The sequence below is a fragment of the Staphylococcus caeli genome (assembly GCF_900097965.1).
Lineage (GTDB): Bacteria > Bacillota > Bacilli > Staphylococcales > Staphylococcaceae > Staphylococcus > Staphylococcus caeli.
On record NZ_FMPG01000004.1, the window covers coordinates 1 to 26,970 of the forward strand.

Annotated in this window: 32 protein-coding genes; 24 read left to right on the forward strand and 8 right to left on the reverse strand. The window is 33.8% G+C overall.

Annotated features, from left to right (window positions below):
- Positions 1 to 68 precede the first annotated feature (68 nt).
- Both BJS11_RS06100 and BJS11_RS06105 read left to right on the forward strand, forming a co-directional pair.
- On the forward strand, positions 69 to 521 hold the full coding sequence (locus BJS11_RS06100; protein ID WP_245167083.1) for a phosphate-starvation-inducible protein PsiE: 453 nt from the start codon (positions 69 to 71) through the stop codon (positions 519 to 521).
- Positions 522 to 610: 89 nt separating this feature from the next.
- A complete protein-coding gene (locus tag BJS11_RS06105; protein WP_069994987.1) occupies positions 611 to 1,138 on the forward strand; it encodes a GNAT family N-acetyltransferase in 528 nt (175 codons plus the stop codon).
- 341 nt (positions 1,139 to 1,479) lie between these two features.
- Here the strand turns inward: BJS11_RS06105 and BJS11_RS06110 are convergent, their stop codons facing one another.
- On the reverse strand, positions 1,480 to 1,746 hold the full coding sequence (locus BJS11_RS06110; protein ID WP_042363035.1) for a zinc ribbon domain-containing protein: 267 nt from the start codon (positions 1,744 to 1,746) through the stop codon (positions 1,480 to 1,482).
- A 194-nt stretch (positions 1,747 to 1,940) separates the two neighbouring features.
- Between BJS11_RS06110 and BJS11_RS06115 the strand changes: the two genes are divergently transcribed.
- The 7 genes from BJS11_RS06115 to BJS11_RS06145 all read left to right on the forward strand — a co-directional run bounded on the left by BJS11_RS06115 (position 1,941) and on the right by BJS11_RS06145 (position 8,905).
- Complete coding sequence (locus tag BJS11_RS06115) at positions 1,941 to 2,966, forward strand: hemolysin family protein (protein ID WP_069994986.1); 1,026 nt, start codon at positions 1,941 to 1,943, stop codon at positions 2,964 to 2,966.
- 39 nt (positions 2,967 to 3,005) lie between these two features.
- The gene (locus BJS11_RS06120) at positions 3,006 to 4,073 is read left to right on the forward strand and encodes an NAD(P)H-dependent flavin oxidoreductase (RefSeq protein WP_069994985.1); all 1,068 of its coding nucleotides are present in this window, start codon (positions 3,006 to 3,008) and stop codon (positions 4,071 to 4,073) included.
- 189 nt (positions 4,074 to 4,262) lie between these two features.
- Positions 4,263 to 5,111 carry a DUF72 domain-containing protein gene (locus BJS11_RS06125; RefSeq protein WP_069994984.1) on the forward strand — a complete coding sequence of 283 codons (849 nt, stop codon included), beginning with the start codon at positions 4,263 to 4,265 and terminating at the stop codon, positions 5,109 to 5,111.
- Positions 5,112 to 5,122: 11 nt separating this feature from the next.
- Entirely contained in the window at positions 5,123 to 5,947 is an 825-nt protein-coding gene (locus tag BJS11_RS06130; RefSeq protein WP_069994983.1) for a sulfite exporter TauE/SafE family protein, read from the forward strand.
- 22 nt (positions 5,948 to 5,969) lie between these two features.
- A complete protein-coding gene (locus BJS11_RS06135) occupies positions 5,970 to 7,289 on the forward strand; it encodes a bifunctional metallophosphatase/5'-nucleotidase (RefSeq protein ID WP_069994982.1) in 1,320 nt (439 codons plus the stop codon).
- 81 nt (positions 7,290 to 7,370) lie between these two features.
- Positions 7,371 to 8,312 (forward strand): lipoyl synthase, encoded by a 942-nt coding sequence (gene lipA / locus BJS11_RS06140; RefSeq protein WP_069994981.1) that lies wholly within the window; start codon positions 7,371 to 7,373, stop codon positions 8,310 to 8,312.
- 203 nt (positions 8,313 to 8,515) lie between these two features.
- Positions 8,516 to 8,905: a YutD family protein gene (locus tag BJS11_RS06145; RefSeq protein WP_069994980.1), complete on the forward strand. Its 390-nt coding sequence runs from the start codon at positions 8,516 to 8,518 to the stop codon at positions 8,903 to 8,905.
- 112 nt (positions 8,906 to 9,017) lie between these two features.
- Here BJS11_RS06145 and BJS11_RS06150 read toward each other — a convergent pair whose 3' ends face one another.
- Entirely contained in the window at positions 9,018 to 9,284 is a 267-nt protein-coding gene (locus tag BJS11_RS06150) for a DUF3055 domain-containing protein (protein WP_069994979.1), read from the reverse strand.
- Between the two features lie 149 nt (positions 9,285 to 9,433).
- Between BJS11_RS06150 and BJS11_RS06155 the strand changes: the two genes are divergently transcribed.
- The 8 genes from BJS11_RS06155 to dltD all read left to right on the forward strand — a co-directional run bounded on the left by BJS11_RS06155 (position 9,434) and on the right by dltD (position 16,276).
- Entirely contained in the window at positions 9,434 to 9,865 is a 432-nt protein-coding gene (locus tag BJS11_RS06155; RefSeq protein ID WP_069994978.1) for a DUF86 domain-containing protein, read from the forward strand.
- A gap of 6 nt (positions 9,866 to 9,871) precedes the next feature.
- Positions 9,872 to 10,651, forward strand: a complete 780-nt coding sequence (gene nucF / locus BJS11_RS06160; protein ID WP_069994977.1) for a 5' nucleotidase NucF — start codon at positions 9,872 to 9,874, stop codon at positions 10,649 to 10,651.
- 10 nt (positions 10,652 to 10,661) lie between these two features.
- Positions 10,662 to 11,627 (forward strand): 2-hydroxyacid dehydrogenase, encoded by a 966-nt coding sequence (locus BJS11_RS06165; RefSeq protein ID WP_069994976.1) that lies wholly within the window; start codon positions 10,662 to 10,664, stop codon positions 11,625 to 11,627.
- 410 nt (positions 11,628 to 12,037) lie between these two features.
- Positions 12,038 to 12,184, forward strand: coding sequence for a teichoic acid D-Ala incorporation-associated protein DltX (locus BJS11_RS06170; RefSeq protein ID WP_069994975.1), 147 nt, complete (start codon positions 12,038 to 12,040; stop codon positions 12,182 to 12,184).
- Between the two features lie 14 nt (positions 12,185 to 12,198).
- Positions 12,199 to 13,662 (forward strand): D-alanine--poly(phosphoribitol) ligase subunit DltA, encoded by a 1,464-nt coding sequence (gene dltA, locus BJS11_RS06175; protein WP_069994974.1) that lies wholly within the window; start codon positions 12,199 to 12,201, stop codon positions 13,660 to 13,662.
- Positions 13,659 to 14,873 carry a D-alanyl-lipoteichoic acid biosynthesis protein DltB gene (gene dltB / locus BJS11_RS06180; protein ID WP_069994973.1) on the forward strand — a complete coding sequence of 405 codons (1,215 nt, stop codon included), beginning with the start codon at positions 13,659 to 13,661 and terminating at the stop codon, positions 14,871 to 14,873. Before dltA ends, dltB begins: the two co-directional genes overlap by 4 nt.
- Positions 14,874 to 14,891: 18 nt before the next feature.
- A complete protein-coding gene (dltC, locus tag BJS11_RS06185; protein ID WP_069994972.1) occupies positions 14,892 to 15,128 on the forward strand; it encodes a D-alanine--poly(phosphoribitol) ligase subunit 2 in 237 nt (78 codons plus the stop codon).
- On the forward strand, positions 15,125 to 16,276 hold the full coding sequence (dltD, locus tag BJS11_RS06190) for a D-alanyl-lipoteichoic acid biosynthesis protein DltD (RefSeq protein WP_069994971.1): 1,152 nt from the start codon (positions 15,125 to 15,127) through the stop codon (positions 16,274 to 16,276). The genes dltC and dltD overlap by 4 nt, the downstream gene beginning before the upstream one ends.
- An 84-nt stretch (positions 16,277 to 16,360) precedes the next feature.
- On the opposite strand, the gene BJS11_RS06195 is transcribed toward dltD, so the two are convergent.
- Positions 16,361 to 16,603, reverse strand: coding sequence for a NifU family protein (locus BJS11_RS06195; RefSeq protein ID WP_002483816.1), 243 nt, complete (start codon positions 16,601 to 16,603; stop codon positions 16,361 to 16,363).
- A gap of 108 nt (positions 16,604 to 16,711) precedes the next feature.
- Here BJS11_RS06195 and BJS11_RS06200 point away from each other — a divergent pair, with 108 nt between their 5' ends.
- A complete protein-coding gene (locus BJS11_RS06200; protein WP_069994970.1) occupies positions 16,712 to 17,023 on the forward strand; it encodes a YuzD family protein in 312 nt (103 codons plus the stop codon).
- 81 nt (positions 17,024 to 17,104) lie between these two features.
- Here BJS11_RS06200 and BJS11_RS06205 read toward each other — a convergent pair whose 3' ends face one another.
- Positions 17,105 to 18,169: an NAD(P)/FAD-dependent oxidoreductase gene (locus BJS11_RS06205; RefSeq protein ID WP_069994969.1), complete on the reverse strand. Its 1,065-nt coding sequence runs from the start codon at positions 18,167 to 18,169 to the stop codon at positions 17,105 to 17,107.
- A 428-nt stretch (positions 18,170 to 18,597) separates the two neighbouring features.
- Between BJS11_RS06205 and BJS11_RS06210 the strand changes: the two genes are divergently transcribed.
- The 6 genes from BJS11_RS06210 to BJS11_RS06235 all read left to right on the forward strand — a co-directional run bounded on the left by BJS11_RS06210 (position 18,598) and on the right by BJS11_RS06235 (position 24,426).
- Positions 18,598 to 18,834 (forward strand): YuzB family protein, encoded by a 237-nt coding sequence (locus BJS11_RS06210; protein ID WP_069994968.1) that lies wholly within the window; start codon positions 18,598 to 18,600, stop codon positions 18,832 to 18,834.
- A gap of 12 nt (positions 18,835 to 18,846) precedes the next feature.
- A complete protein-coding gene (locus tag BJS11_RS06215) occupies positions 18,847 to 19,206 on the forward strand; it encodes a HesB/IscA family protein (RefSeq protein ID WP_069994967.1) in 360 nt (119 codons plus the stop codon).
- 237 nt (positions 19,207 to 19,443) lie between these two features.
- Positions 19,444 to 20,652 (forward strand): NAD(P)/FAD-dependent oxidoreductase, encoded by a 1,209-nt coding sequence (locus tag BJS11_RS06220; RefSeq protein ID WP_069994966.1) that lies wholly within the window; start codon positions 19,444 to 19,446, stop codon positions 20,650 to 20,652.
- A gap of 182 nt (positions 20,653 to 20,834) precedes the next feature.
- On the forward strand, positions 20,835 to 22,316 hold the full coding sequence (locus BJS11_RS06225) for a M17 family metallopeptidase (protein WP_069994991.1): 1,482 nt from the start codon (positions 20,835 to 20,837) through the stop codon (positions 22,314 to 22,316).
- Positions 22,317 to 22,703: 387 nt separating this feature from the next.
- Positions 22,704 to 24,020: a Na+/H+ antiporter family protein gene (locus BJS11_RS06230; protein WP_069994965.1), complete on the forward strand. Its 1,317-nt coding sequence runs from the start codon at positions 22,704 to 22,706 to the stop codon at positions 24,018 to 24,020.
- A gap of 28 nt (positions 24,021 to 24,048) precedes the next feature.
- Positions 24,049 to 24,426 (forward strand): PaaI family thioesterase, encoded by a 378-nt coding sequence (locus BJS11_RS06235; RefSeq protein WP_069994964.1) that lies wholly within the window; start codon positions 24,049 to 24,051, stop codon positions 24,424 to 24,426.
- An 83-nt stretch (positions 24,427 to 24,509) separates the two neighbouring features.
- Here the strand turns inward: BJS11_RS06235 and BJS11_RS06240 are convergent, their stop codons facing one another.
- The 4 genes from BJS11_RS06240 to mnhE1 form a co-directional block, all read right to left on the reverse strand.
- Complete coding sequence (locus BJS11_RS06240; protein ID WP_069994963.1) at positions 24,510 to 25,661, reverse strand: NAD(P)-binding domain-containing protein; 1,152 nt, start codon at positions 25,659 to 25,661, stop codon at positions 24,510 to 24,512.
- Between the two features lie 202 nt (positions 25,662 to 25,863).
- On the reverse strand, positions 25,864 to 26,220 hold the full coding sequence (locus tag BJS11_RS06245; protein WP_069994962.1) for a Na+/H+ antiporter subunit G1: 357 nt from the start codon (positions 26,218 to 26,220) through the stop codon (positions 25,864 to 25,866).
- Positions 26,198 to 26,491, reverse strand: coding sequence for a Na(+)/H(+) antiporter subunit F1 (locus BJS11_RS06250; protein ID WP_069994961.1), 294 nt, complete (start codon positions 26,489 to 26,491; stop codon positions 26,198 to 26,200). Before BJS11_RS06250 ends, BJS11_RS06245 begins: the two co-directional genes overlap by 23 nt.
- Positions 26,491 to 26,970: a Na+/H+ antiporter Mnh1 subunit E gene (gene mnhE1, locus BJS11_RS06255; protein WP_069994960.1), complete on the reverse strand. Its 480-nt coding sequence runs from the start codon at positions 26,968 to 26,970 to the stop codon at positions 26,491 to 26,493. Before mnhE1 ends, BJS11_RS06250 begins: the two co-directional genes overlap by 1 nt.

The window sequence follows — 26,970 nt, forward strand, 5'->3', positions numbered from 1 at the left end:
CTTATAATTTCTAGATTATTTGTCTCTGAACATAAAAAACACATCAAGCAACATTCAAAAGTTGCTTGATGCATCAAATATATTCATTTTTTATAGACCAACCGTTATTGACAAAGAGCCATAATAAAAAGAATGCTGCAGAAATCTTTAGTATGTTTTTAATGTTAATATTAAATATGTTTATTGCAACAATAGCACTAATATTGGTTATCTTTCTATTTAAAGAATGTATTAGCATGATTAATGGAATATTTATAAGTAATAGTAATATTCAATATGATTATATGATTGAAAAACTTTTAATCTCATTCTTGTATATTGAGTTTATACTATTAATTGTTCAGTATTTTAAGAAAAATTATCACTTTTCAATGCAATATTTTATTTATGCCGCAATAACAGCAATTGTTAGATATATTATTGCAGATCATTATAGTGCGCCTACAACGATAGGTTTAGCTGTTGCTATTATAGTACTGGTATTTTCTCTTTATTTTTTAAAAAGGTTCTCATTAGATTAAATTATTTCTAACATTTAAGCATTTTTATTTTGAGAATAACAAAATGCAATGAATTAATATTTTCTATTTTTTGAGGGGAGTCATAAAACGTGGCAGAGCAAAGATTTGATGAGATAGAATTAATACGCGTTAAAAAGGATGAATTCGAAGCTTTCAAAAAACAATCTTCATTATCATTTTTGAAGGGTCTCCAAGCAACTTTCCCAGAACAAGAATATCCAGAAAATTTTGCACCGATCCCATCAGAACAAGATTATAATGAATCTTTTTATTCAGATAATCCTCATATTTATTATTTTTATTTAAATGGTAGGAATATTGGTGGTGCTATCTTTGAAATTGATAAAGAAAATAAAAGAAGTCATGTCGATACATTATATATTAATGATAATGCACATGGCCAAGGGATTGGGACTAAAGTTTGGAAAGCGATTGAAAATCATTTTCCAAAAACTAAAGTTTGGGAGTTACATACACCTTATTTTGAAAAGCGTAATATCCATTTCTACATAAATAAATGCAATTTTCATATCACAGGATTTTATAAAGAGATGTTTGATGTGAATGGCTTGCAAAAAGAATTTGAGTTCTTTAAATTTGAAAAAATTATGAGCTAAGTTATTTTAAATTGTAGAACATTATCTTTGCGTAAAAAGGGATTTTTTAGTAACACTACTATTATATTATTTAACTATAACAGCCTAAACAAAGGGAGTAATCGAATGAAATCAAGTTAACCGTTATGATTTCGTGCGTTCACTCTCTTTTTATATTCCAAATTATAAAAGAGAGTGTTTAAAATAAAACAGCCAACAGTTTGAGAATTTATAAAATAATATTTACTAAGACTGAACTGACTATGTGTTTGTTTATAGTTGTTTTTAACTTAAGAGCAATTTTGTGAAAGTGGCTTAAATAAGTCAATTTATTTGGTACTTTTGCATGCTATTCATGTGTGTTATTTCCAGCGATCTAACTTGGCCATGAATTTTTTAGTATACATTTTGTTTAAAAAGAATTTTTGTATTTTATTCATGTCTGATTCTTGAAATCTTTTTAGATTATACTCGTACATATCGTCAAATCCAAGGTTCAAAGTAAATGAACCATTTTGATAACAATGGTGACAATATTTTTCTGAGGCTGAACCATCACTTTCTGTTCCTGCAGGCGTTTTTTTATCTATAGGCATCCCACAACTTTGGCACTGCGTTACCTTAGCCATATGAACAACTCCATTTTTATAATATTTTTCTTATCATAACATATTTATTTGTATGTAATAGTTATTAAATATGACTTTTTTATTGAGCGGCAATGTATCATAACCCAAGAACAATGCGTTTATAAAGTTATTAAAGTGGGAAATAATATGAAAGTGAATTTATTAATAAAGCTTATTAAAGGAGTCATGAATTTATGGTTATTGGTATAATCATACTTTTGTTTGCTTCATTTTTCTTTTCGGGAAGTGAAACTGCATTAACTGCTGCAAACAGGATGAAAATACAAACAGATGCTCAAGAGGGAAATAAAAAAGCGGGGAAATTATCAAAATTATTAACAAAACCAAGTGAATTTATCACTGCAATACTGATAGGAAATAATATTGCTAATATTATTTTACCTACATTAGTTACAATCTTAGCAGTAGATATAGGTTTAAATGTTGGGATTGCAACAGCAGTAACAACAGTAGTAATCATTGTTATATCAGAAGTGATTCCTAAGTCAATTGCAGCTACATACCCAGATAGAATTTCACGCTTAGTGTATACACCTATATCGTTTTTCGTCTTAATATTTAAACCCATTACAATAATTCTAAATGGTATTACTGATACAATTAACCAATTTTTATCTAAGGGACAGGAAGAGCAACAACGATATTCCAAGGAAGAGATTAGACAGATGGTAACCATTGCTGGTAGTGAAGGCGCATTTAATGAAATGGAGCGCAATCGTATTCAAGGTGTTATGGATTTTGAAAGGTTGAAGATTACAGATATTGATACCACACCACGTATCAATGTGACGGCATTTCCTTCAGACATTTCTTATGAAGAAGCGTACGAGACGGTCGTTTCTAATCCGTATACGAGATATCCGGTTTATGGTGATGATATTGATGATATCATTGGTGTCTTCCATTCCAAATATTTACTTGCATGGAGTCGTGAGCCAAGTAACGATATTTTAAAATATACTTCTGCGCCATTATTTGTAAATGAGCATAATCGTGCAGAATGGGTATTAAGAAAGATGACAGTATCACGTAAACATTTGGCGATTGTCCTAGATGAATTTGGTGGTACTGATGCGATTGTTTCGCACGAAGACTTAATTGAAGAAATGCTAGGTATGGAAATTGAAGATGAGATGGATGAAGAGGAAAATGAAAAGTTAGCAGCACAACCAAAAGTTAACCAAAGAACAACGCGCTAACAATATGTTAAAAGCAATAATGAGAAAGGGGTCAATGCAATGAAATTAACTTCTAGATTAACAAAAATGTTGAACATACAGTGCCCAATTATTCAAGCAGGAATGGCTGGTTCAACTACACCAGAACTCGTTGCAGCAGTTAGTAACGCAGGTGGATTAGGTTCTATAGGTGCAGGTTATTTTAGTGCTGATAGGTTGGAACAAGAAATTGCAGCAGTTCAAGCATTGACGGATGCGCCTTATGCGGTCAATGTCTTTGTCCCAAGTGAAAAAACATATATACCTGAAAAAGTAGAACATATGAATGCATGGTTAAAACCGTATCGTCGCGCATTTCATTTAGAGGAACCGGTGGTCAATCTAGGTGAACAACAACAATTTGAAGATGCTATTCGCATAATAATTGAAAAAGATGTACCTATTGTTTCATTTACATTTGGTGTTCCTGATGCAAAGGTTGTTGAACGATTAAAAGCGCATCAAATTATGTTAATTGGTACGGCGACTAGCGTAGAAGAAGCTATTGCAAACGAACGAGCAGGTATGGATGTTGTCATTGCACAAGGTAGTGAAGCTGGTGGACATCGTGGTGCGTTTATTGAAACGGCAAATCAATATACGCCACTCATTGGTACGATGTCTTTAGTGCCGCAAATTGTTGATGCTGTGAGCATTCCAGTGGTAGCAGCAGGTGGTATCATGGACAGCAGAGGTCTAGTTGCGAGCATGGCGCTAGGTGCTGAAGCGATTCAGATGGGTACAGCCTTCTTAACAACAGCAGAAAGTGGTGCGAGTCAGTTATATAAAGATGTTATTATCCAAAGTAAAGAGACAGATAGTGTTGTTACAAATGTTTTTACTGGTAAACCTGCGAGAGGTATTAATAATACGTTTATTGAAACATTAAACCAATACGATGGTGAAATTCCAGACTATCCAATTCAAAATCAATTGACGACAACGCTAAGAAAAGCTGCAGCACAAGCCGGAGATTCTCAATGGACACATCTTTGGAGTGGTCAAAGTCCAAGGCTGGCACAACATGTAACAGCACAAAAACTAATAGAAGGTATCATTCAACAAGCAAGAACACTCATAGAAGCATAACAAACATAATTATGAATTCGACAAGTAAGGTCAGGATGAGAGGTAAAGCATATCTCATTGTCGCCTTACTTTTTTATTTGTTTATCGAAATATAATATGGAAAAGTGGTAATAATTTCAGTTATAAAATAGTGAATTTAATCAAGTGAATCTCACAATTCATCTGTGGTATGATTAAATCGGTGATACTATGATTAATATTGGATTAACAGGTTGGGGTGATCATGATTCGTTATATCAAGACCTACAACGAAAGTCAGATAAACTTGTCACTTATGCAAGTCACTTTCCCATCGTAGAGCTTGATGCTTCTTATTATGCAATTCAGCCTGAAAGAAACATAAAAAAATGGTTAAGAGAAACACCAGAACGATTTCAATTTATCGTCAAGATACATCAAGCACTTACACTACATGCTAATTATAAAGATTTTGCAGATACAAGACAGGTATTATTTGACCAATTTAAAGCAATGATACAACCTTTAAAGGCGGAAGGAAAACTCGCGATGGTTTTAGTGCAGTTTCCCCCGTGGTTTGATTGTAATACACAAAATGTAAAATACATTCTATATGTACGGGAACAATTAAAAGATTATCCGGTGTGTATTGAATTTAGAAATCAATCGTGGTTTCAAACTGAGCGCAAAGAAGATACGCTAGCCTTTTTAACACAACAACAACTTATTCATGCAGTATGTGATGAGCCCCAAGCAGGTCAAGGATCGATACCACTGATTAACCGCATTACACATGAAACGGCGTTTGTGCGTTATCATGGTAGGAATATCCATGGTTGGACGAAAAAAGATATGACAGACGAGGCATGGCGAGATGTCAGATATTTATATGACTATAGCGAACATGAATTAAAAGACTTATCACAGAAAGTAACATTACTAGATCAAAAAGCTAAAAACATATATGTCGTATTTAACAATAACTCTGGTGGTCATGCAGCGCAAAATGCGAAGACATATCAGCGATTGTTGGATATTGATTATGAAGGATTGGCGCCACAGCAATTGAAATTATTTTAGGAGCGATAAACATGTTAACAATTATATTACTGGTTTTAATTGGTGGTCTGTCGGCGATTATAGGCTCATTAGTTGGTATAGGTGGCGGCATTATTATCGTTCCAATATTGGTATTTCTTGGTGTAGAAAATGATTTACTACATGGCATTACACCACAAATTGCAATTGGTACGTCGTCGGTTATTTTAATCGTAACAGGTTTATCATCAACGATGGGCTATTTAAAAACAAAGCAAGTTGATGTCAAAAATGGCTCTATCTTTTTATTTGGATTGTTGCCAGGTTCCTTAATAGGTTCCATATTGAGTCGCTATTTAACGTTAGAATCCTTTAATTTATATTTTGGTATATTCTTAATTATTGTTGCGATAATACTTATGATTCGTAATAAGATTAAACCGTTGAAAATATTTGAAAAGCCAAAATATGAAAGAACATATGTAGATGGTCATGGGAAAACGCATCATTATCATGTACCACCAGTCGTCGCATTCATTGCAACATTGTTCATTGGCGTATTAACCGGCTTATTTGGTATCGGTGGTGGTGCGTTAATGACGCCATTAATGCTGATAGTATTTAGATTTCCACCACATGTTGCAGTTGGTACGAGTATGATGATGATTTTCTTTTCAAGTTTGATGAGTTCTGCAGGGCATATTGTACAAGGACATGTGGCTTGGTTATATGCCATCATTTTAATAATTGCAAGCTATATTGGAGCCAAAATAGGCGTAAAGGTCAATCAATCAGTCAAATCAGATACTGTCGTAACGCTACTTAGAACAGTCATGTTAGCTATGGGTGTATATTTAATTATTAAATCATTTTTATAACATAAAGGGTGGGGAAACATAAATGAAATTAACAATCTATCATACAAATGATATACACAGTCATCTCCATGAATATGCACGTATCACAAAGTATCTTGCACAAGAGAGGCCAAAGTTACAGCATCCCTCCCTCTATTTAGATATCGGTGACCATGTAGACCTATCGGCACCAGTGACAGAAGCGACAATGGGCCTGAAGAATGTTGAGTTACTGAATGAAAGTCACTGTGACATAGCAACAATAGGCAATAATGAGGGTATGACAATTTCACATGACGCATTAAATACGTTGTATGATCAAGCGACGTTTGATGTGACATGTGCCAATGTATTTGATGAACAAGGTCGATTGCCAAGAAATATTGTGCCTTCCGTCATTAAAGTTATTGAAGACACACGCATATTATTTGTAGCGGCTACTGCACCGTTTACACCTTTTTATAGAGCTTTGGATTGGGTTGTAACAGATCCCCTAGAAGCAATAAAAGATGAAATATATACCCATTCAGGTGAATATGATGTATTGGTTGTGATGAGCCATGTAGGTGTATTCTTTGATGAAAAGCTGTGCCAAGAAATCCCTGAAATTGATTTAATACTTGGAAGCCACACACACCATTATTTTGAAAATGGAGAAGTGCAAAATGGCGTATTAATGGCAGCAGCTGGCAAATATGGCAACTATCTAGGTGAAGTGACACTAGACATTGAAAATCATAAAGTTATCGGTAAATCAGCAACAATATATCCAGTTGACACATTGCCAGAAGTCGAGACCAACTATGAAGCGGAAGGTAAGACATTATTGAGCGATGCAGTTATCGATCATCCTGTTCGTTTACCGAGAAGGACAAATATGATTTCAGAAACGGCGTATATGTTGGCGGAAAGTGTATTTGAATTTACGAACGCAGATTGTTCGATTATTAATGCAGGATTAATTGTCAAAGGCATCGACGCAGACTGTGTTACAGAATATGATATACATCAAATGCTACCGCATCCGATTAATATGGTGCGTATACGCTTGAGTGGACAAGCATTGAAACAAGTCATTATCAAAAGTCAAAAGCAAGAATATATTCACGAACATGCACAGGGCTTAGGCTTTAGAGGTGACATTTTTGGAGGTTATATTCTCTATAATCTTGGTTTCATTGAATCAGAATCCCGTTATTTTATTAATGGTGAAGAGATTGAAAATGATCAAACTTATATACTGGGTACAGTTGATATGTACACGTTCGGCCGATATTTCCCAACGTTAAAAGAACATGCTATCGACTATCTTATGCCTGAATTTTTAAGAGATATTTTTAAGGAAAAACTACTAGAATATTAAAATATAGTATTAATACGTTTAAATTTAGGTGAAATTTCGTTATAATGGATAGAGATTTCAAATCAGGAGGATTGTGCGGTTATGGCTACTAAAAATGAAGAAATTTTACGTAAACCAGATTGGTTGAAAATAAAGCTGAACACTAACGAAAACTACACTGGTCTTAAGAAAATGATGCGCGAAAAGAACTTACACACAGTTTGCGAAGAAGCAAAGTGTCCAAATATACATGAATGTTGGGGAGAGCGTCGTACGGCGACGTTTATGATTCTAGGTGCGGTATGTACACGTGCTTGTAGATTCTGTGCTGTTAAAACAGGCTTACCTAACGAATTAGATTTAGATGAACCAGAACGCGTGGCGGAATCTGTAGAATTAATGAACCTTAAACACGTTGTAATTACAGCTGTTGCTCGTGATGATTTAAGAGATGCAGGATCAAATGTTTATGCTGAAACAGTGCGAAAAGTACGTGAGCGTAATCCATTTACATCTATTGAAATTTTACCTTCCGATATGGGTGGAGACTATGATGCATTAGAAACGTTAATGGCTTCTAAACCAGATATTTTAAACCATAACATCGAAACAGTCCGCCGTTTGACACCGAGAGTTCGTGCTAGAGCGACTTATGATCGTACATTAGAATTCTTAAGACGTTCAAAAGAATTGCAACCTGATATCCCTACAAAATCAAGTTTAATGGTTGGTTTAGGTGAAACACATGAAGAAATTTATGAGACTATGGATGATCTTCGTGCCAATGATGTTGACATATTAACAATTGGTCAATATTTACAACCATCACGTAAACACTTAAAAGTTGAAAAATACTATACACCATTAGAATTTGGTAAATTAAGAAAAGTAGCAATGGATAAAGGATTTAAGCATTGCCAAGCAGGACCACTTGTAAGAAGTTCTTACCATGCAGATGAACAAGTTAATGAAGCAGCGAAAGAAAGACATCGTATTGGTGAAGAAAAACTTGGAACTGAAATTGGTACCGATTTAAATAAATAGAGTAAATGTAGAAGACTTAGTTCAGTTATAGCGATTGCGATTGTGATGCAACGTAGCATATGACTTTTGGACTAAGTCTTTATTACAATTAGATAGAAATAAGTGTTAAAAGTCATTAGCGTTACGATTTCGTAAATGAATATTAGAGTCAAAAATGAATTATGAAATAGTAGTTTAATGACAACATGAGATTAGGTGGAAAAATGATAAAAGTAAACGAACATTATTTTGAAATAATAGAAGAACACAGAGAATGTTTTGATGAAGAAATATTTGCCAATCGCTATTCAGACATCTTGGATAAATATGATTTTATCGTTGGAGACTTTGGATATGATCAGTTGAGATTAAAAGGTTTTTATAAAGATAGTAATAAAAAGGCGGAATTAAGCAAACGATTCTCAACGATTCAAGATTACTTATTAGAATACTGTAATTTTGGTTGTCCATATTTTATTCTAAGACGATTAAGCGACAATGAAATTAAGTCGCAGGTGGATATACAAGTCGACGAAGACATTGAAGTTAATTTTGAAGAAAATAAATTACAGGATGTTAAAATTCAGCCTAGCATACAACAAACTGAAAAGTAATAGGTTAGTCCAATTACGGGCATAACACACTTTAAACAAAATAAACCAAAAGCAAGGTAGGATATAATCAATTCGTTATATCGAACTTGCTTTTGGTTTTTTATATGATCAATTATTGAATGACTTCATTAAGATATTCCCAAATTTCGTTGCCTTCCTCTTCATTAACACCAAGAATATGTGCAACGTATCCTTCTTCTTCCAAATCATCGGGACCAATAATACCAAATTTGTTAGTTTGCATATTTAGAACAATAGTTTTCCCAAAATGACGATCTGTTTGAACAAGCATTAAATCATAACGGCTATGTTCACCTACAAACCCCACAAATTGTACTTGTGCAGATTCATCGTCGTCATATAGATACATATCAATCATTTTCAAAACACTCCTGACTTGTGAGATTGTAATAAAGATGTTTAATTAAGCTATATTGAAGTAGCCTAAAAAGTCTTAATTTATAGTATAACCATAAATGAATTTGACTGCAAAGGTATGGTATGATGAAAATGATAGGAGTGACGCAAATGTATTTTGTTAACAAAACACAATTGAATACAAAATTAAATTATTTACAACAATTAATCCATGAATATCCTCAAGCAAAAAATAATCATTATGCATTCGAACGTATTGCACATATGTTGATAGAATCTTCGGTAGATATTGGTAACATGATTATCGATGCGTTCATTTTGAGAGATCCAGGCAATTATAAAGATGTAATTGATATCATGGCTTTAGAAAAAGTGATCTCCAAAGAGACGCAAGATCACATTAATCAAACGGTTGATGTAAGAAAGCAGTTTGTTCATTATTATGATGAATTGGATACTCAAGCATTGCATCCTGTGTTTGATGAGGCATTACCTTATTATCAATCATATATTGAGGAAGTTATACAATTTTTGGAAAATGAAAATGTTCCAATTACAGCTTTTGGTAAAAAAGGAGAATAAGTAACTATGAAAAATTATAAAGCTTATCTGATAGATTTAGATGGCACTATGTATAAAGGCACTGAAGAAATTGATGGTGCCGCACAATTTATCGAATATTTAAATCAGCATCAAATCCCTCATTTATATGTAACAAATAATTCTACTAAAGAACCTGAAGAAGTCGTAGTGAAGTTAAAGGAAATGGGTATTTCTGCACAGCCTAATGAAGTGGTGACATCAGCTATGGCAACAGCCGAATTTATTTCAGAAGCATCGCCGGGTGCAAGTGTATATATGCTTGGTGGTAGTGGCTTGAAAAATGCACTGACTTCACATGGTTTAGAACTAAAAAACGATGAATTCGTTGACTATGTTGTTATTGGATTGGATGAAGCGGTTACCTATGAAAAATTAGCCATCGCTACGTTAGGTGTAAGACAAGGTGCGAAGTTTATTTCAACGAACCAAGATGTGTCGATACCTAAAGAACGTGGGTTTTTACCAGGAAATGGGGCGATTACGAGTGTGGTTACAGTCTCTACAGGTGTACAACCTGTGTTTATTGGGAAACCCGAGCCCATCATCATGAATAAAGCGTTAGATATTTTGGGACTAGACCGTACAGAAGTAGCGATGGTAGGCGATTTATATGATACGGATATCATGTCAGGAATCAATGTTGATGTTGATACAATACATGTTCAAACGGGTGTAACGACGAAAGAAGAGATAGAACAGAAGTCAGTCCCACCTACGCATACATTTAAGGACTTAAACGAAGTAATTAAAGAACTCGAAAAATAGGAGTGATTGTATGGAAAAGGTTGTCATTACTAGAAAAATACCACAGCAATTTGTAGCGCAATTAGAATCAGTGGCGCAAGTTGAAATGTGGGATGAATCACTTGTGCCTATGCCTAGGGATCAATTTTTAGAGGCAATCCAAGATGCAACTGCTTGCTTTATAACGTTAAGTGAAACAATAGATGAAGAAGTCATAACTGCAGCACCACATCTTAAAATAATCGCAAATATGGCGGTAGGTTATGACAATATAGATATAAACCTAGTGAACCAGAATGGTATCATTGCTACAAATACACCAGGTGTATTAACAGAAACTACGGCAGAACTCGGCTTTACACTCATGTTGACAGTTGCACGCCGTATAGTAGAAGCAGAAAAATATGTACAAAACGGCGAATGGCAAAGTTGGGGTCCGTATTTATTTGCTGGTAAGGATTTGAACAACGCCAATGTCGGCATTTATGGTATGGGTGAAATCGGCAAAGCATTTGCCCGCCGTCTAAAAGGATTTAATACGAATATTATGTATCATAATCGCACAAGACATAAAGATGACGAAGAAGCACTCGGTGCACTTTATGTTCCGTTTGATACATTATTACAGCAAAGTGATTTTGTTATCTGTACAGCACCTCTAACTGATGATACAAAGGACAAGTTTAATGCACAAGCATTTGAAAAAATGAAAAAAGATGCAATCTTTATTAATATAGGGCGAGGTGCAGTCGTTGACGAACAAGCACTTGTTCATGCTTTACAAAATGAGCAAATTGCAGCATGTGGGTTAGATGTCTTACGTGAAGAACCGATTGATATGTCACATCCATTGTTGGCGTTGCCAAATGCGGTCATCGTTCCACATATTGGAAGTGCTTCGGTAATGACTAGAAACCGTATGATTCAACTTTGTGTTGATAATATTTCACGTGTGTTCAATCAAGAGCAACCAAAAACGCCAATTATGTCTAATTAATGAATTACAATCATTCAACTTTACAAAAACTTTACAAAAAATTTATAAGAGCATATGATAGATTTCTAGATTAAAATCGAAAAGCAACAGTCGAAAGCATATTTCACTGTTGTTTTTTATGTTTTAAAAGTGTGTGTGTTTAACACTAAATGAGGATGAACCACTGATAAAGCGTGTATCAGGTGTTAGTCCTATATTGTAAAAAATTGGGTTTTGAAATCTTTAATTTTTAAAACTAACTAACATTTTTGTTATATATAAAATACTTTATTCGATTGTCACATCAAGCTAAAAAATGTATAATAAGTTGGTAAATTGTTAAATTAGTGTAAATAGCACTGCAACCAAAAATATAATTATGCATTAATAATATAATAGTATAATAAATAAATTAAATGTAGAGGTGGAAGATGCGTAAAGCAATGGAACAAAAAACAACACACCAAAAAATCAAACCATGGTTATTAACTTTATTGTATCTTGCAATTTTTATAGCACTGTATTTAATATACGGTTCTGGAGACACACATAATAACTTTATTTATAATGAATTTTGATTGAGGAGAAAATTATGACAGATATTTTATATTCATTAAATGAACATGAACGCAACTGCCCTGAACAAATTGCGATTAAACATAATGAAGACACCATCACATATCGACAATTAAATCAATATGCAAATACACTTGCAGAGGTAATTAAAGATGCACAAAGCCCACTTATTGTGTACGGACATATGTCGCCATTTATGATAGTAGGCATGATTGCAAGTATTAAAGCTGGTTGTGGTTATGTTCCTATAGATACTTCAATTCCAGAGGAACGCATTCATTCAATTATAGGTAAAATACAACCGAGTTTTATATTGAATACAACTGAAGCGCAAATGGAATTTAATAATTGTGAAGTGTTGGATACGTCAGTATTTAATCGAGATTCGCTAATTACTGAATTCGAGTCACAAATGAAGGGTGACGATATTGCATATACGATTTTCACTTCTGGTTCAACAGGAGAACCTAAGGGTGTACAAATTCGTTATGAAAGCTTGAATGAGTTTACAGAATGGATGGTATCATTGAATCAACTTGGAGATCACCAACAATGGTTAAACCAAGCACCATTCTCATTCGATTTATCTGTAATGTCAATATACCCATGTTTAGCAACAGCAGGGACGTTACATTTAGTAGATAAGACGATGATTAATAAACCAAAACTATTAAATCAAATGCTAGAAGAAGCTAAAATTAATGTCTGGGTATCAACACCTTCATTTATGGAAATGTGTTTAATGTTACCTAACTTAGCAGAAGCAAGCTATGGCAATTTAAAAGAATTTTTCTTCTGTGGTGAAATATTAGCACATAGAACGGCTAAGATGCTACTTCAACGTTTTCCGTCGGCTTACATTTATAACACATACGGCCCAACTGAAGCTACAGTCGCAGTGACAAGCATTCAAATAACAGAAGATGTGTTGGCACAGTATAATCCATTACCTATTGGGTTACCAAGACCTGGAACGACATTGTCATTAGCTGATAAAGACGAGTTAGTTATTGCTGGAAAATGTGTAAGCGAAGGTTATGTTAAAGACGAAGTAAGGTCTCAAGCTGTGTTTAAAACTGACAAGCAGCAAAAGCATTATTATACAGGTGATAAAGCGGTATTTGAAAATGATCAATGGTTTATTACGGGGAGAATCGATTTTCAAGTTAAATTAAATGGTTATCGCATGGAATTAGAAGAAATTGAATTCCAAATGCGCCAAGTAGATATCGTTAAAGAAGCAATTGTTGTGCCAGTCTATAAAGACAACAAAGTAACACAGTTGCAAGGTGTGGTTGTTTTAAATAATCCTTTAGATATTGATGATGAGCAGTCAGTTATACATGATATTAAGCAAGCATTGAAACAAGTAATGCCTGAATATATGATACCTAGAAAAATTATTTTTAAATCACAATTTCCTTTAACAGCTAATGGTAAATTAGACCGCAAACAGATTGCTGAGGACGTATTAGCATGATTCCATATGGTACATTTACGTTTTTCCTCATAGCATTCATCGTCTTAATCCCAGTAATTATACTTGGGTTAGCAGGCAAGCGCAGTCGTATTTACAATGGTATCAGTACAGCAATTATGATTGTACTGATATTTTCTTCAGATAAACATGATTTGTTTGGTCAACCCTACTTGAGCGTACAATTCATAAACTTTGTGCTGTATCTGTTATGGCAAGTCGCAATTATTATGTTTTATTGGAAATCACGTGCGAAGAATAATTCATTTAGTAAGTTTGCAACCGTGATTGTCTTGTCAATCTTACCATTAGTTGTAGTTAAAGTGATGCAAAGTTCCTGGTTTGGAGCTGCACAATTAAAGCTTCATGAAAATAAAGTTATTGAATTTATAGGGTTTTTAGGTATTTCATATGTTACATTCAAGAGTGTGCAACTCTTGATGGAAATTAGAGATGGTTCAATTAAAGAAGTTAAAGTAGGAAAAGTATTCCAATTTATTTCATTCTTTCCTACTATTTCATCTGGACCAATTGATCGTTATAAACGATTTGTTAAAGATGAAAGTAAAATACCGACAAGCGACAATTATCAAGTTTTATTACACAAAGCAATACATTATATTATGTTAGGTTTCTTGTATAAATATATTATTGCGTATTTGATTCAAGTATATGCAATCAATCCATTATTGTTAGATTTCACAGGTTTTACAACTAAATGGTTGTACATGTATGCATATAGCTTATATTTATTCTTTGATTTTGCAGGTTATTCATTATTTGCAATGGCATTTAGTTATTTATATGGAATTCAAACACCACAGAACTTTAAACAACCCTTTAAAGCTAAAAATATTAAAGATTTCTGGAATAGATGGCACATGTCGCTATCATTCTGGTTTAGAGATTGTATCTACATGAGATCACTATTCTTCATGTCAAAAAAACGTCTGTTAAAAAATCAATTTACAATGTCTAACATTGCCTTTTCATTAAACTTTTTAATTATGGGTATTTGGCACGGCATTGAGATTTATTATATTTTGTATGGTTTATATCATGCAGTCTTATTTATCGGTTATGGCTATTATGAAAAATGGCGTAAAAGCCATCCACCTAAATGGGCGAATCAATTTACAACTGCATTAAGTATTATCGTTACATTCCATTTTGTGACGTTCGGTTTTCTTATATTTTCAGGAAAACTGTTTTAAAAATGAGGAGGAATTTTTATGGAATTTAGAGATGAAGTATTAGATTTATTAGCTGAAGTTGCTGAAAATAATGTCGTTAAAGAGAACCCGGATGTAGAGCTTTTCGAAGAAGGTATTATTGATTCATTCCAAACGGTAGGTCTTTTACTAGAAATTCAAAATAAACTAGATATCGAAGTTTCAATTATGGATTTTGACAGAGATGAATGGGCGACACCTAATAAGATCGTTGCGGTATTAGAAGAATTACGATGAAATTGAAACCGTTTATACCCATAATTGTAAGTCTGTTATTATTTGGTGTTTTTCTAGTAATCCCGGCAAGTTGGTTTACAGGTCTAGTTAATTCTAAGACTGTAGCTACGCAACGCATTGCATTGACAGACCAAGTACTAAAAGGGACTTTGATACAAGATAAAATGTATCAGTCTAATGCCTATTATCCAATATATGGGTCTAGTGAACTTGAAAAAGATGACCCATTTAACCCAGCCTTATTACTAGATGGTCGTAAAGGTGTTAGTAAACAACCATTTTTAATAGGTACGGGCGGTTCAACGGATTTAGTTAATGCCGTGGAACTTGGTTCGCAATATGGAAATTTAAAAGGCAAGAAGATGGCCTTTATCGTTTCACCACAGTGGTTTACAAAACATGGATTGACACACGATAATTTTAAAGCACGCATTTCAAAGGCACAATTGAATCAACTTTTTAATCAAAAACAATTAAGCCCAGAGTTGAAACAACGTTACGCAAAACGATTATTACAGTTTAAAGACGTTGAAAACAGACCTTATTTGGAAAAAGTTGCAGCAGGTCACATACAAAAAGATCAGCAGTATCTTTCTCATTTCCAGGATAGTCAATTGAAGAAAATTGAAGCGATTAAATCAGTATATCCGTTAAGAACTTCACCTGTATCGCATATCGATCCAGTGACACAAAAAAATGATTCATGGCAAAACATGATGTCACAAGCTGAATCATATGGTGAAGCACATACTAAGACAAACCAATTTGGTATTCGAGATGAATATTGGAATTTAATCAAGCAGAAGAAACGTAAAATTAATCGAAACTATGAATTTAGACAAAATTCACCTGAATTTGATGACTTGAAATTACTTGTAGACACGTTACGTGAAGGCGGCGCAGATGTGGAATATATTATCTTACCTTCTAATGGAAAATGGTATGACCACATTGGTATTCATAAAGAGAGACGTCAAAAAATTTACAATAAAATTGATAAAACAATTGTAGATAATGGTGGGCACACATACAATATGACAGATAAAGATTATGAACCATATGTTGTAAGTGATGCTGTGCATATTGGTTGGAAAGGCTGGGTGTATATCACCGAGCGTATCGACAAACATATGAACGAAAAAAAATAACTACAAAAAAATTCCTTTCTTTCATAACACATGCAATGTGTTGAGAAGAAAGGAATTTTTTAATTTATATATTTAACCATTGGCTTAGAATACTTGTTCTACTTCAATAACGCCGGGTACTTCTTCATGCAATGCACGTTCGATACCTGCTTTTAAAGTGATTGTAGAGCTTGGGCATGTTCCACATGCACCATGTAATTGTAATTTAACAATGCCATCTTCTACATCTACAAGCGAACAGTCACCACCGTCGCGTAATAAGAAAGGACGTAATTTTTCAATAACTTCCGCTACTTGATCAAACATTGTTACGTTTTCAGTTGGCATGAAAATGCCTCCTTTCAAGTAAATTATTTCATTTTCTACTTATCTTTTTATTATAATAGAAATGTAGCGAAAAATCTATAAATCAAGACAGAAGGGGACAAGATATATATGGAGAAAGTCAGTGTCGTTGTTTATGGGGCAGATGTTGTTTGTGCAAGTTGTGTGAATGCACCGACATCACGCAATACTTATGATTGGTTACAGCCTTTATTAAAAAGAAAATATCCAGAAAAGCAATTCGAGTTCACGTATATTGATATTGAAAAAGACATGGAGAACTTATCAGATCATGATCAACAATATATTGAACGTATTCAAGAAGATGAATTATTTTATCCATTAATCACGATGAACGACGAATATGTTTCAGATGGATATATACAATTAAAAGATATAACGAAATTTATGGATACACATTAAATCAAAAATGAGATTGATACCACAAGCGTATCAATCTCCTTTAATATTTATTACGATTATTTCATTTGAAGTTGAAGCAAGTTAACCATTATGATATTTATACATCCAAAGGACACCCGATTTTAGAATCGAAGCTAAACGACCCGTAACGGTGCGATCCATAATGTATGCAAATCCTTTTTTGTCACCTAAAGAACCAAGGAACCCTTGGATTTTAATTTCTGGCATTTTTTCAGGTAGTGGTTTATTTTGCCATTGTAACTTCATGACATCTGCAATTTGATCGCCTTGTGCTTCTGCTAATTGAGCACTTGGTGCATGTGGAAGCTCAGCACAATCACCTACCACATAAACATTTTTATACGTAGGAACTTGGTGGTATTGATTTAGAATCACACGACCACCTTTGCTGATATCGATAGGAAGGTTTCTAACTATTTCGACTGGTTGAATACCAGCTGTCCAGACTATCAAATCAAGTTCTTCTGGTACATCGTTGTTATAAATGCGACCAGGTTCAACACGGTTAATATCAGAATTTGGTACAACAGTTACATCATGTTTTTTAAACCATTTCTCGATATATTGACTTAGTTTTTCTGGGAAGCGACATAAGATTCTTTCGCCTCTATCATAAAGGTAAATTTGTAAGTCACTTCTACTTTCGCGTAGTTCACTTGCTAATTCGATGCCACTTAATCCTGCACCTACAATACCAACTTTAGCGCCGTTAGGTAACTCGCTAATATGGTGGAAAGTCTCGCGTGATTTGGAAAGTGTTTGAATACTATGTGTGTATTCTTCTGCACCAGGTACGTTATGATATTTGTCTTCACAACCAAGTCCAATGACGAGTTCGTCATAATCCACTTTTGAATTACCAACAGAGATGATTTGGTCATCTAAATTAATATCAGTAATCTCACCAAATACATTGTTGATTCGATCTGAATCAGGGAACCCCATTCGAACATCCTTATCAGATTTTGTCCCCGCCGCCAATTCATAAAATTCTGGCTTTAACCCGTGATAAGGCATTCGGTCAATCAATGTAATTGAATAATTTTCAGGTAATGCAGATGGTAAAATATGTGACATAATACGCATATTTCCATATCCGCCGCCTAATAATACTAAGTTTTTCATTATATAATACCCCTCTAGTAAAAATTGTTTGATGTTTTTAAATTACAATTATATATTCGAATTAATCGTAATTATTATAAACCCGTCAATGTAAGATATTTCCTGTAAAAGGATAATTTTATCTTTTGCCCCACATCGATATGACAATTTTTTATAATCAGTTGCTTATCTATATTATATGCCTTTTTGTTTACTACTACAAATAAAGTTGACGTATTCTAATTTGAAAATACAAATACTTAATATAAGTAAATATTATTATTAGGGATAATTTAAAATAACGCTCTGCTGGATATCAACGCTATGCTTGTCGCAATAATGAAACAATTTTGGGATGCTAAAAAGATTATAATATAAGCTGGTATGTAGATATACGTGTGTTATGTTTGTTATAATCATTAGACTAATAATTTTTGAGAGGGTGTATTATGAATCCAATAGTTGAGTTCTGCGTTTCGAATTTAGCGAGAGGTGGAGACTATGTCTATAATCAACTTGAAAATGACCCTGGTATTGATGTGCTAGAATATGGTTGTTTACAAAATTGTGGCATATGTTCCAGCGGGTTGTATGCGTTGGTGAATGGTGATATCGTTGAAGGTGAATCGCCCGATGACTTATTACAAAAAATATACGCACATATAGAAGAAACATGGATTTTTTAGGAGGTAATGAGAATGGCAGTTATTGATATGACAGAGTCAGCAGCTTATGAAGTTAAAGATATGTTACAACAAAATGGAATGCCTGATGGATATTTAAAAGTTAAAGTAAATGGTGGCGGTTGTACGGGGTTAACTTATGGAATGTCAGCCGAAGAAACACCAGGTGAAAATGATGAAATTATTGAATTTTATGGTTTGAAAGTGTTAGTAGATAAATATGATAAACCTGTATTAAATGGGACAACAATTGATTTCAAACAATCCTTAATGGGTGGGGGTTTCCAAATCGATAATCCAAATGCGATAGCTTCATGTGGATGCGGAAGTTCGTTTAGAACTGCAAAAGAAGCCGGTACACCAGAAGATTGTTAAATTAGATTAATTTACTTTGAAGACTATAATGTACACAAATATAAGTGTAAATTGTAGTCTTTTAAAGGTTTATGTGAAATAATAAACAATATACTTGTTAGCGCTTGAAAAACAACAGTAAAAACTATAAAATTAGTACTGGATGAAAAATGTCTTTTTTGTGAATTACTAAAGCGTAAATTGGGTAAAGAAAAAGACTATCGCAACAAAAAAATTATGAAAGCTTAGGTGAATGAAATGGCTCAAGATCGTAAAAAAGTATTAGTTTTAGGCGCTGGTTACGCTGGATTACAAACTATTACAAAATTACAAAAGCAAATTTCAGCAGATGAAGCTGAGATTACGTTAATTAATAAAAATGATTACCACTATGAAGCAACTTGGTTACATGAAGCTTCAGCAGGTACGATTAGCTATGAAGATTTACTATATCCAGTAGAAAGTGTTGTTAATAAAGATAAAGTTAACTTTGTAAAAGCAGAAGTTACTAAAATCGATCGCAACGCGAAAAAAGTTGAAACAGATGCTGGTATTTTTGACTTTGATATCTTAGTTGTTTCATTAGGTTTTGAAAGTGAAACATTTGGTATTAAAGGTATGAAAGAACATGCTTTCCAAATTGAAAACGTATTAACTGCTCGTAAATTATCTCGTCATATTGAAGATAAATTTGCTAATTACGCTTCATCTAAACAAAAAGATGACAAAGATTTAGCAATTATCGTTGGTGGCGCTGGATTTACAGGTGTTGAATTCTTAGGTGAATTAACTGATCGTATTCCAGAATTATGTAATAAATATGGTGTAGAACAAAGCAAAGTGAAAATCACTTGTGTAGAAGCAGCACCAAAAATGTTACCAATGTTCTCAGACGAGTTAGTAAATCATGCTGTGAGTTATTTAGAAGATAAAGGTGTAGAGTTCAAAATTGGTACACCAATCGTTGCAGCAAACGAAAAAGGTTTTGTAGTAAAAGTTAATGACGAAGAACAACAATTAGAAGCTAATACAGTTGTATGGGCTGCTGGTGTTCGTGGTAGTCAATTAATGGAATCATCATTTGAAGGCGTTAAACGTGGACGTATTGTTACTAAACAAGATTTAACTATCGAAGGATACGACGATATTTTTGTAATAGGTGACTGTTCTGCATTTATTCCAGCTGGAGAAGAACGTCCATTACCAACGACTGCACAAATTGCTATGCAACAAGGTGAGCATACAGCTAAAAACATCAAAAATATTTTAGAAGGTCAACCAACTTCAGAATTTGAATATGTTGACCGTGGTACTGTATGTTCATTAGGTGCACACGATGGTGTTGGTGTCGTTTATGGTAAAGACATTCAAGGTAAAAAAGCTGCATTCATGAAAAAAGTTATCGATACACGTGCTGTATTCAAACTTGGCGGTATCGGCTTAGCATTTAAAAAAGGTAAATTCTAAAAAGTTATAAATTAACTATATCGTAATGCAATTACAATATAGGCAATCTATAGAGGCTAGGACAATCACATTGTCCTAGCCTCTATATTTATAGAAATAAATATAGGTGTTGGATGTTCAATGGTATAATTAAAACATATTAATTTAACATCCATAAATGAATAGAGGAAGTGAAAAAAATGATGAAAACAAATATTAAACATACAAATGAATTAGCACATGACGTCGTAATCATTGGTATTCCAGAACACTTAAACCAACTCGGTGAGGTATCATTGGATAATGAAATAATTAATGAGAAATTAAAAACGCTTAAACAACTTCAAATCATTAATAGTAACGTTGGTACGATTAGCAGCACAATGTTCAATGGTGAACATAAATTATTTAAATTAATTACAGTTGGGTTAGGAAATATCAAATTAGCAACATATGATAATATGCTTAAAGTCTTTGGTCAACTTTTCCAATATTTAAAAAATGAACGTGTGAGTCAAGCATCTATGCTTTTCGACACTTTTCAAACACCGGAGATTTCAAAGCAAACAGTAGCTGAAATATTGGGACAACAAAGTGAACAGTCCGTGTATCAATTTGATAGTTATAAAACAGACAAGTTAGCCCCTTATCAAATCAATTTAGACATTCATCTAATAGAAGCACAGGAGATTCAAGTTTCAATAGAACAAGGGCAGGCAATTGGTAGTGCTATCAATTTAGCTAGAGATTATAGCAATATGCCACCAAACATTTTAACGCCACAATATTATGCAGAATTGATTCAAAATCATTTCAATGGTACTCAAGTTGAGGTAGACATCAAAGACAGTGATACGCTTCAAGAAGAAGGATTTGGTTTAATACATGCAGTCGGAAAAGGATCTTCAAATGGACCTAGAGTCATTACGTTAACTTATAATGGCGCTGACGCTGAAGCGGCACCAATTGCACTCGTAGGTAAAGGTATAACGTATGATTCAGGCGGTTATTCCATCAAACCTAAAGTAGGCATGCAAACAATGAAATATGATATGTGTGGTTCTGCAAATGTTATAGCAATGATCGAAGCAGCACATAGATTAGAACTTAAAATTAATATAGTAGGTGTGATTGCCGCAGCAGAAAATATGGTCAACGAAGCTGCAATGAAACCAGATGATGTCTTTACGGCATTAAGCGGTGAATCAGTTGAAGTGTTAAATACAGATGCTGAAGGGCGTTTGGTACTTGGAGATGCAGTGTTTTACGCAAATCAATTTCAACCGAAAGTCATATTGGACTTTGCAACTTTAACTGGTGCAGCAGTCGCGGCATTAGGAGAAGATAAAGCAGCAGTATTTAATCATCAAGCGCAACAATATTTAAGTGCTATTCTAAAAATAGCTAATGCGCAGAATGAATTTGTCTTTGAATTACCTATGACATCTACAGAAAGAGCACTCATTCGTAAGAGTGATGTTGCTGATCTTGTCAACCATACAAATGGACATGGTAAAGCTTTGTTTGCTGCAACTTTTATTAATCACTTTGCTGGTGAAACGCCGCATTTACACTTTGATATAGCTGGTCCAGCAACGACAAATAAAACTTCCTATAAAGGACCAAAAGGACCAACTGGTTATTTAATTCCAACAATTGTGCAATGGTTACGTACTCAAAAATAGCAGACCAATATACGCAGCGAACTGATTTAAAGGAGTTTGACTTTAACTATATGACTTATTTCAAATTAGGTAGTAGATGACTGAATTGAAAATGTAAAGTCTTGCTGATTAATTCATTAAGTTGGTGAGACTTATGCATTAGCTTCAACTTAGGTAAACTTTTCAACCTTATTGAATTTTTTCGGGGTGGGACTATGAAATCTTTATTAGAAAATTTGATTTCTGTCTCACTCATTTTGTTAGATGTTAAAAAAAATAACTGACAATAAAATAATTATTGAAAACGGGCAAGTAATCATAGAAATTAGATTGACAAGTACTTCAGTTATTGATAACATAAATCCCAAGATACTTTAGTTCGATAACGTGATAAAGGGGTTATGTTGAGTGATAAATGCAGTTGTAATAGCAGTTGTGCTGATGATTGTACTATGTTTATGTAGATTAAACGTAGTTATTAGTTTATTTATTAGTGCGCTCGTAGGTGGATTGATTGCGGGTATGAGTGTCTCAGAAATTGTATCCGTATTTGGTAAAAATATTGTAGATGGTGCAGAGGTTGCCTTAAGTTATGCATTACTTGGTGGCTTCGCTGCATTAATTTCTTATAGTGGTATTACAGACTACTTAGTAAATAAAATTATTGATGGCATTCATGCTGAAAATAGTAAAATGTCACGCGTAAAAGTGAAAATTATTATTATTGTTGCATTACTTGCAATGAGTATTATGAGTCAAAACTTAATACCTGTACATATTGCATTTATCCCAATTGTCATCCCACCACTCATTAGTTTGTTTAACGAACTTAATGTTGATAGAAGACAAATTGCGATTATCATTGGCTTTGGTTTATGTTGGCCATATGTTTTATTACCGTTCGGCTTTGGACAAATTTTCCATCAAATTATCCAAAATGGTTTTACGAAGGCACATCACCCAATAGAAATGGATATGATATGGAAAGCGATGTTAATTCCATCATTAGGTTATGTGTTTGGTTTGATTCTAGGTATATTTTACTATAGAAAACCAAGAACATATTCTCAACATGAGACCATTGAAGATAATACGCAAATTGAAATTAAACCGTATGTGTTGATCGTGACGATTATATCTATTGTTGCTACATTTTTAGTACAATTACTTACGGATTCTATGATATTTGGTGCATTAGCAGGTGTACTGGTATTCTTTATTTCTCGTGCGTATAAATGGACAGAATTGGATAAACAATTTGTTGAAGGTATTAAAATCATGTCATTTATTGGGGTAGTTATTCTATCAGCAAATGGTTTTGCAGGTGTTATGAATGAGACAGGTGACATTGGTAAATTAGTGAATAGCTTAAGTGATGTTGTCGGTGATAATAAATTGTTAAGTATTATTGTCATGTATATTATTGGCTTAGTTGTTACTTTAGGTATAGGATCTTCATTTGCAACGATTCCTATTATTGCAACGTTATTCGTGCCATTAGGTGAGTCGCTTGGACTAAGCACTATGGCACTAATTGCATTAATTGGTACGGCAAGTGCCTTAGGTGATTCTGGTTCACCAGCAAGTGATTCAACACTAGGACCAACTGCAGGATTGGATATAGATGGTCAACATGATCATATTAGAGACACATGTATTCCAAATTTTATTTTTTATAATATTCCATTAATTATTTTTGGTACGATTGCAGCAATGATATTATAATAATAGAAAGCAGATGAGGTGTTAAATAATGGGGAACATGCTAGATGCATTACAAATGAAAGTTGAGCAGCAAGAACGCGGTTTGATGGTCATGTCGATGCCAGTTACTGATGATGTGAAACAACCATTTGGCTATTTGCATGGTGGTGCGAGCTTAGCACTTGGAGAGACTGCTTGTTCAATGGGTGCGGCTTATCTTATTGATACTGAAAAGTTTGTGCCTCTAGGTTTAGAAATGAATGGAAATCATATTGGTTCAACTACACATGGAACGATATATGCGACAGCAACAATCATTCATGAAGGGAAAACAACCCAAGTTTGGAATATTGACATTAAAGATGATACAGATCGATTAATTTGTGTCATGCGTGGAACAGTTGCAATTAAACCACGTAAAAATTAAGCAAGGTCTAAAAACGCTAGGTGAAGCATATGCCACCTAGCGTTTTTTATATTTGTATATAAAGCAAAGTCAATTCATTATTATTAAATGGCTTTCGATGGCATGACTTTACCATGTAGTGCATCAGCAATACGTAATGCAGCTTCACGGCCACCCATAATATTTCTTGCAAATGGTCCTAATTCTAAATCAGCTAACCCTCCAGTTACATATAAATTCGGTAACCATTCTAATGTTGTAGATATTGAAGGCAAACCACATGTAGAAACAGGTGCCTGATAATGATTCACTAATTGCTTGATAATGGGTTGTTGCATGATATTATCTTCAAAGCCAGTTGCGAGTAGAATATGGTCATAACGTATGCAAGATTGCTCGGTTACAATATGGTGGTGTTTTACATCAACCATCTTATTGATGTGAATTTTTAAACGCGCTTGTTTGATATGCTTTTTCAGTCTAAGTTCAAGTTCTTTTGGCATAGATCCTTTATGGCGTTCTTCTTTTAATATGTCATACCGTTTCTGAGATGACTGTATAGCATTAAAATGTTTCATATTTTTAGGACCTAACCAACCTGTATCCGCATCAAAATCGTGAACCTCAATGGGTTTATTTGTCCATAAATGTACCTGTGCATTCGATTGTTTATTTAATAATTTTAATGCTAAATGTGCTGCTGAAATGCCACTGCCTACAACATGCGAAGCATTTGTGTGCTGCATCTCATTGAAAATATGTGATACATTAGGTTGATTATTAAACATTGGAGGGATATACGGTTGATGGTTACAGCCAAATGCAATTATGACGTTACTTGATTCGATCCAGTGAACATCATCATATTGTACATACCACTTAGAGTTTACATGTTTAATTTGAGTTGCCTTACCTTGAATATGGCTTGAATTCAAATCATATTGGTGGATTAACTCATGTGTATGCGCCATAAACATATCGCGATTAGGTCGCTTATATGGACCATAAGATGCGTGTAAATACTGTTGTTTTTTTGCATATTGGTTTAAATGAAAAGGATTCGGATGTACATGATGTACACATGGTGATCTTAAATAGGGCATCTCTATTCTATGGGTATAATCATTAAATTGAGCACATAAATTTGGATGAGGATCTATAATCGATAATTGTGAGTTGTCTAAACCTAAAGATTTTAATTTAATAGCAATCGTTACTGCGTGAATTCCACCACCAATAATAGTCCATGTTTGCATAAAAGCACACTCCTTAAAACGTAATTGTTACGATTTAATATATCATGAAATAGTGTACTTGGCAATTGACGCACTTGAATTTAAATCAGTCAATATTGATAGGGTATTTAAAGAAGTTAATGAATAGGCGAAAGAACATAGAAGTGATTTTGATTAAAAAAATGACTAAACCCATTAATTAGGATTTAGTCATTTTAAATATTTATAACTTAGTATTTTTCATATCATCTTTGATTTCATCATGTTTTGTTCTCTTTGAAGCAGGTGTATTTAAATTGTAAGCTGATTTGATGATAAGGTGACTAGCTAAAGGACCAGTAATTAGGATAAATAATATTCCAATGATGAGCTGCATATTTACATAGCCTTCACGTCCGATAAAATAAAGGAAAACGCCACTGATTAATAGCATAGAGCCTAAGGTTGCAGCTTTACCAGCAGCATGTGAACGTGCATAAACATCATCTAAACGCAACAAGCCAATGGCTGCAAGTGCACTGATCAATGAACCGAGTATCACCAAGATAAGTGCGATACTAATGATGATCGTCGTTATCATGTTCAATCACCTTACCTTTGTCCATATATTTTGCAAATACCGCAGTTCCTAAGAATGCTAATATTCCAATTAAGAGTATTGCTACCATCATATACTTCGTTCCCAAGAATATACTAAATAGAGCAACGATGGCCATTAATTGTATTCCCATGGCATCAAGTGCGACTACCCTGTCAGCAAGAGAAGGGCCAATAATTACACGAACTAACATGCCTAGCATTGATAACGCAACGATGACTAATGCAATGATTAAAATAATATTATAGTTCATTAATGTTCTCCTACCTCTCTAACCACTTTTTCAAGGGAAGATTTGATGCTCTCAACTTCTTCTTCTTTTGTACTAAAATCGATGCTATGAATATAAATCTTTGTACGATCATCACTCACGCCTAAAACGATTGTACCAGGTGTCAAAGTGATGAGGTTTGATAATAAAGCAATCTGCCAATCTTTTTTTAAATCTGTATGGTACGTAAAGAATGCTGGCTCATTATTAATTGTTGGTTTAATAACGATACGAATTACATCGATATTGGCTTTGACTAATTCTATTAAAAAAACAAGGAATAGTTTGATGATCTTATAGACTGTTATGACATAAAATCTGCCAGGTAAAACGCCACGCATAACATAAACTAAAAGAAGGGCGAATAAATATCCTAGTATAAAGTTATTAAAGGTATAGCTGCCTGTAACAAATAACCAAAATACAGCTAAAGCTAGATTGACTAATATTTGAACGGCCAT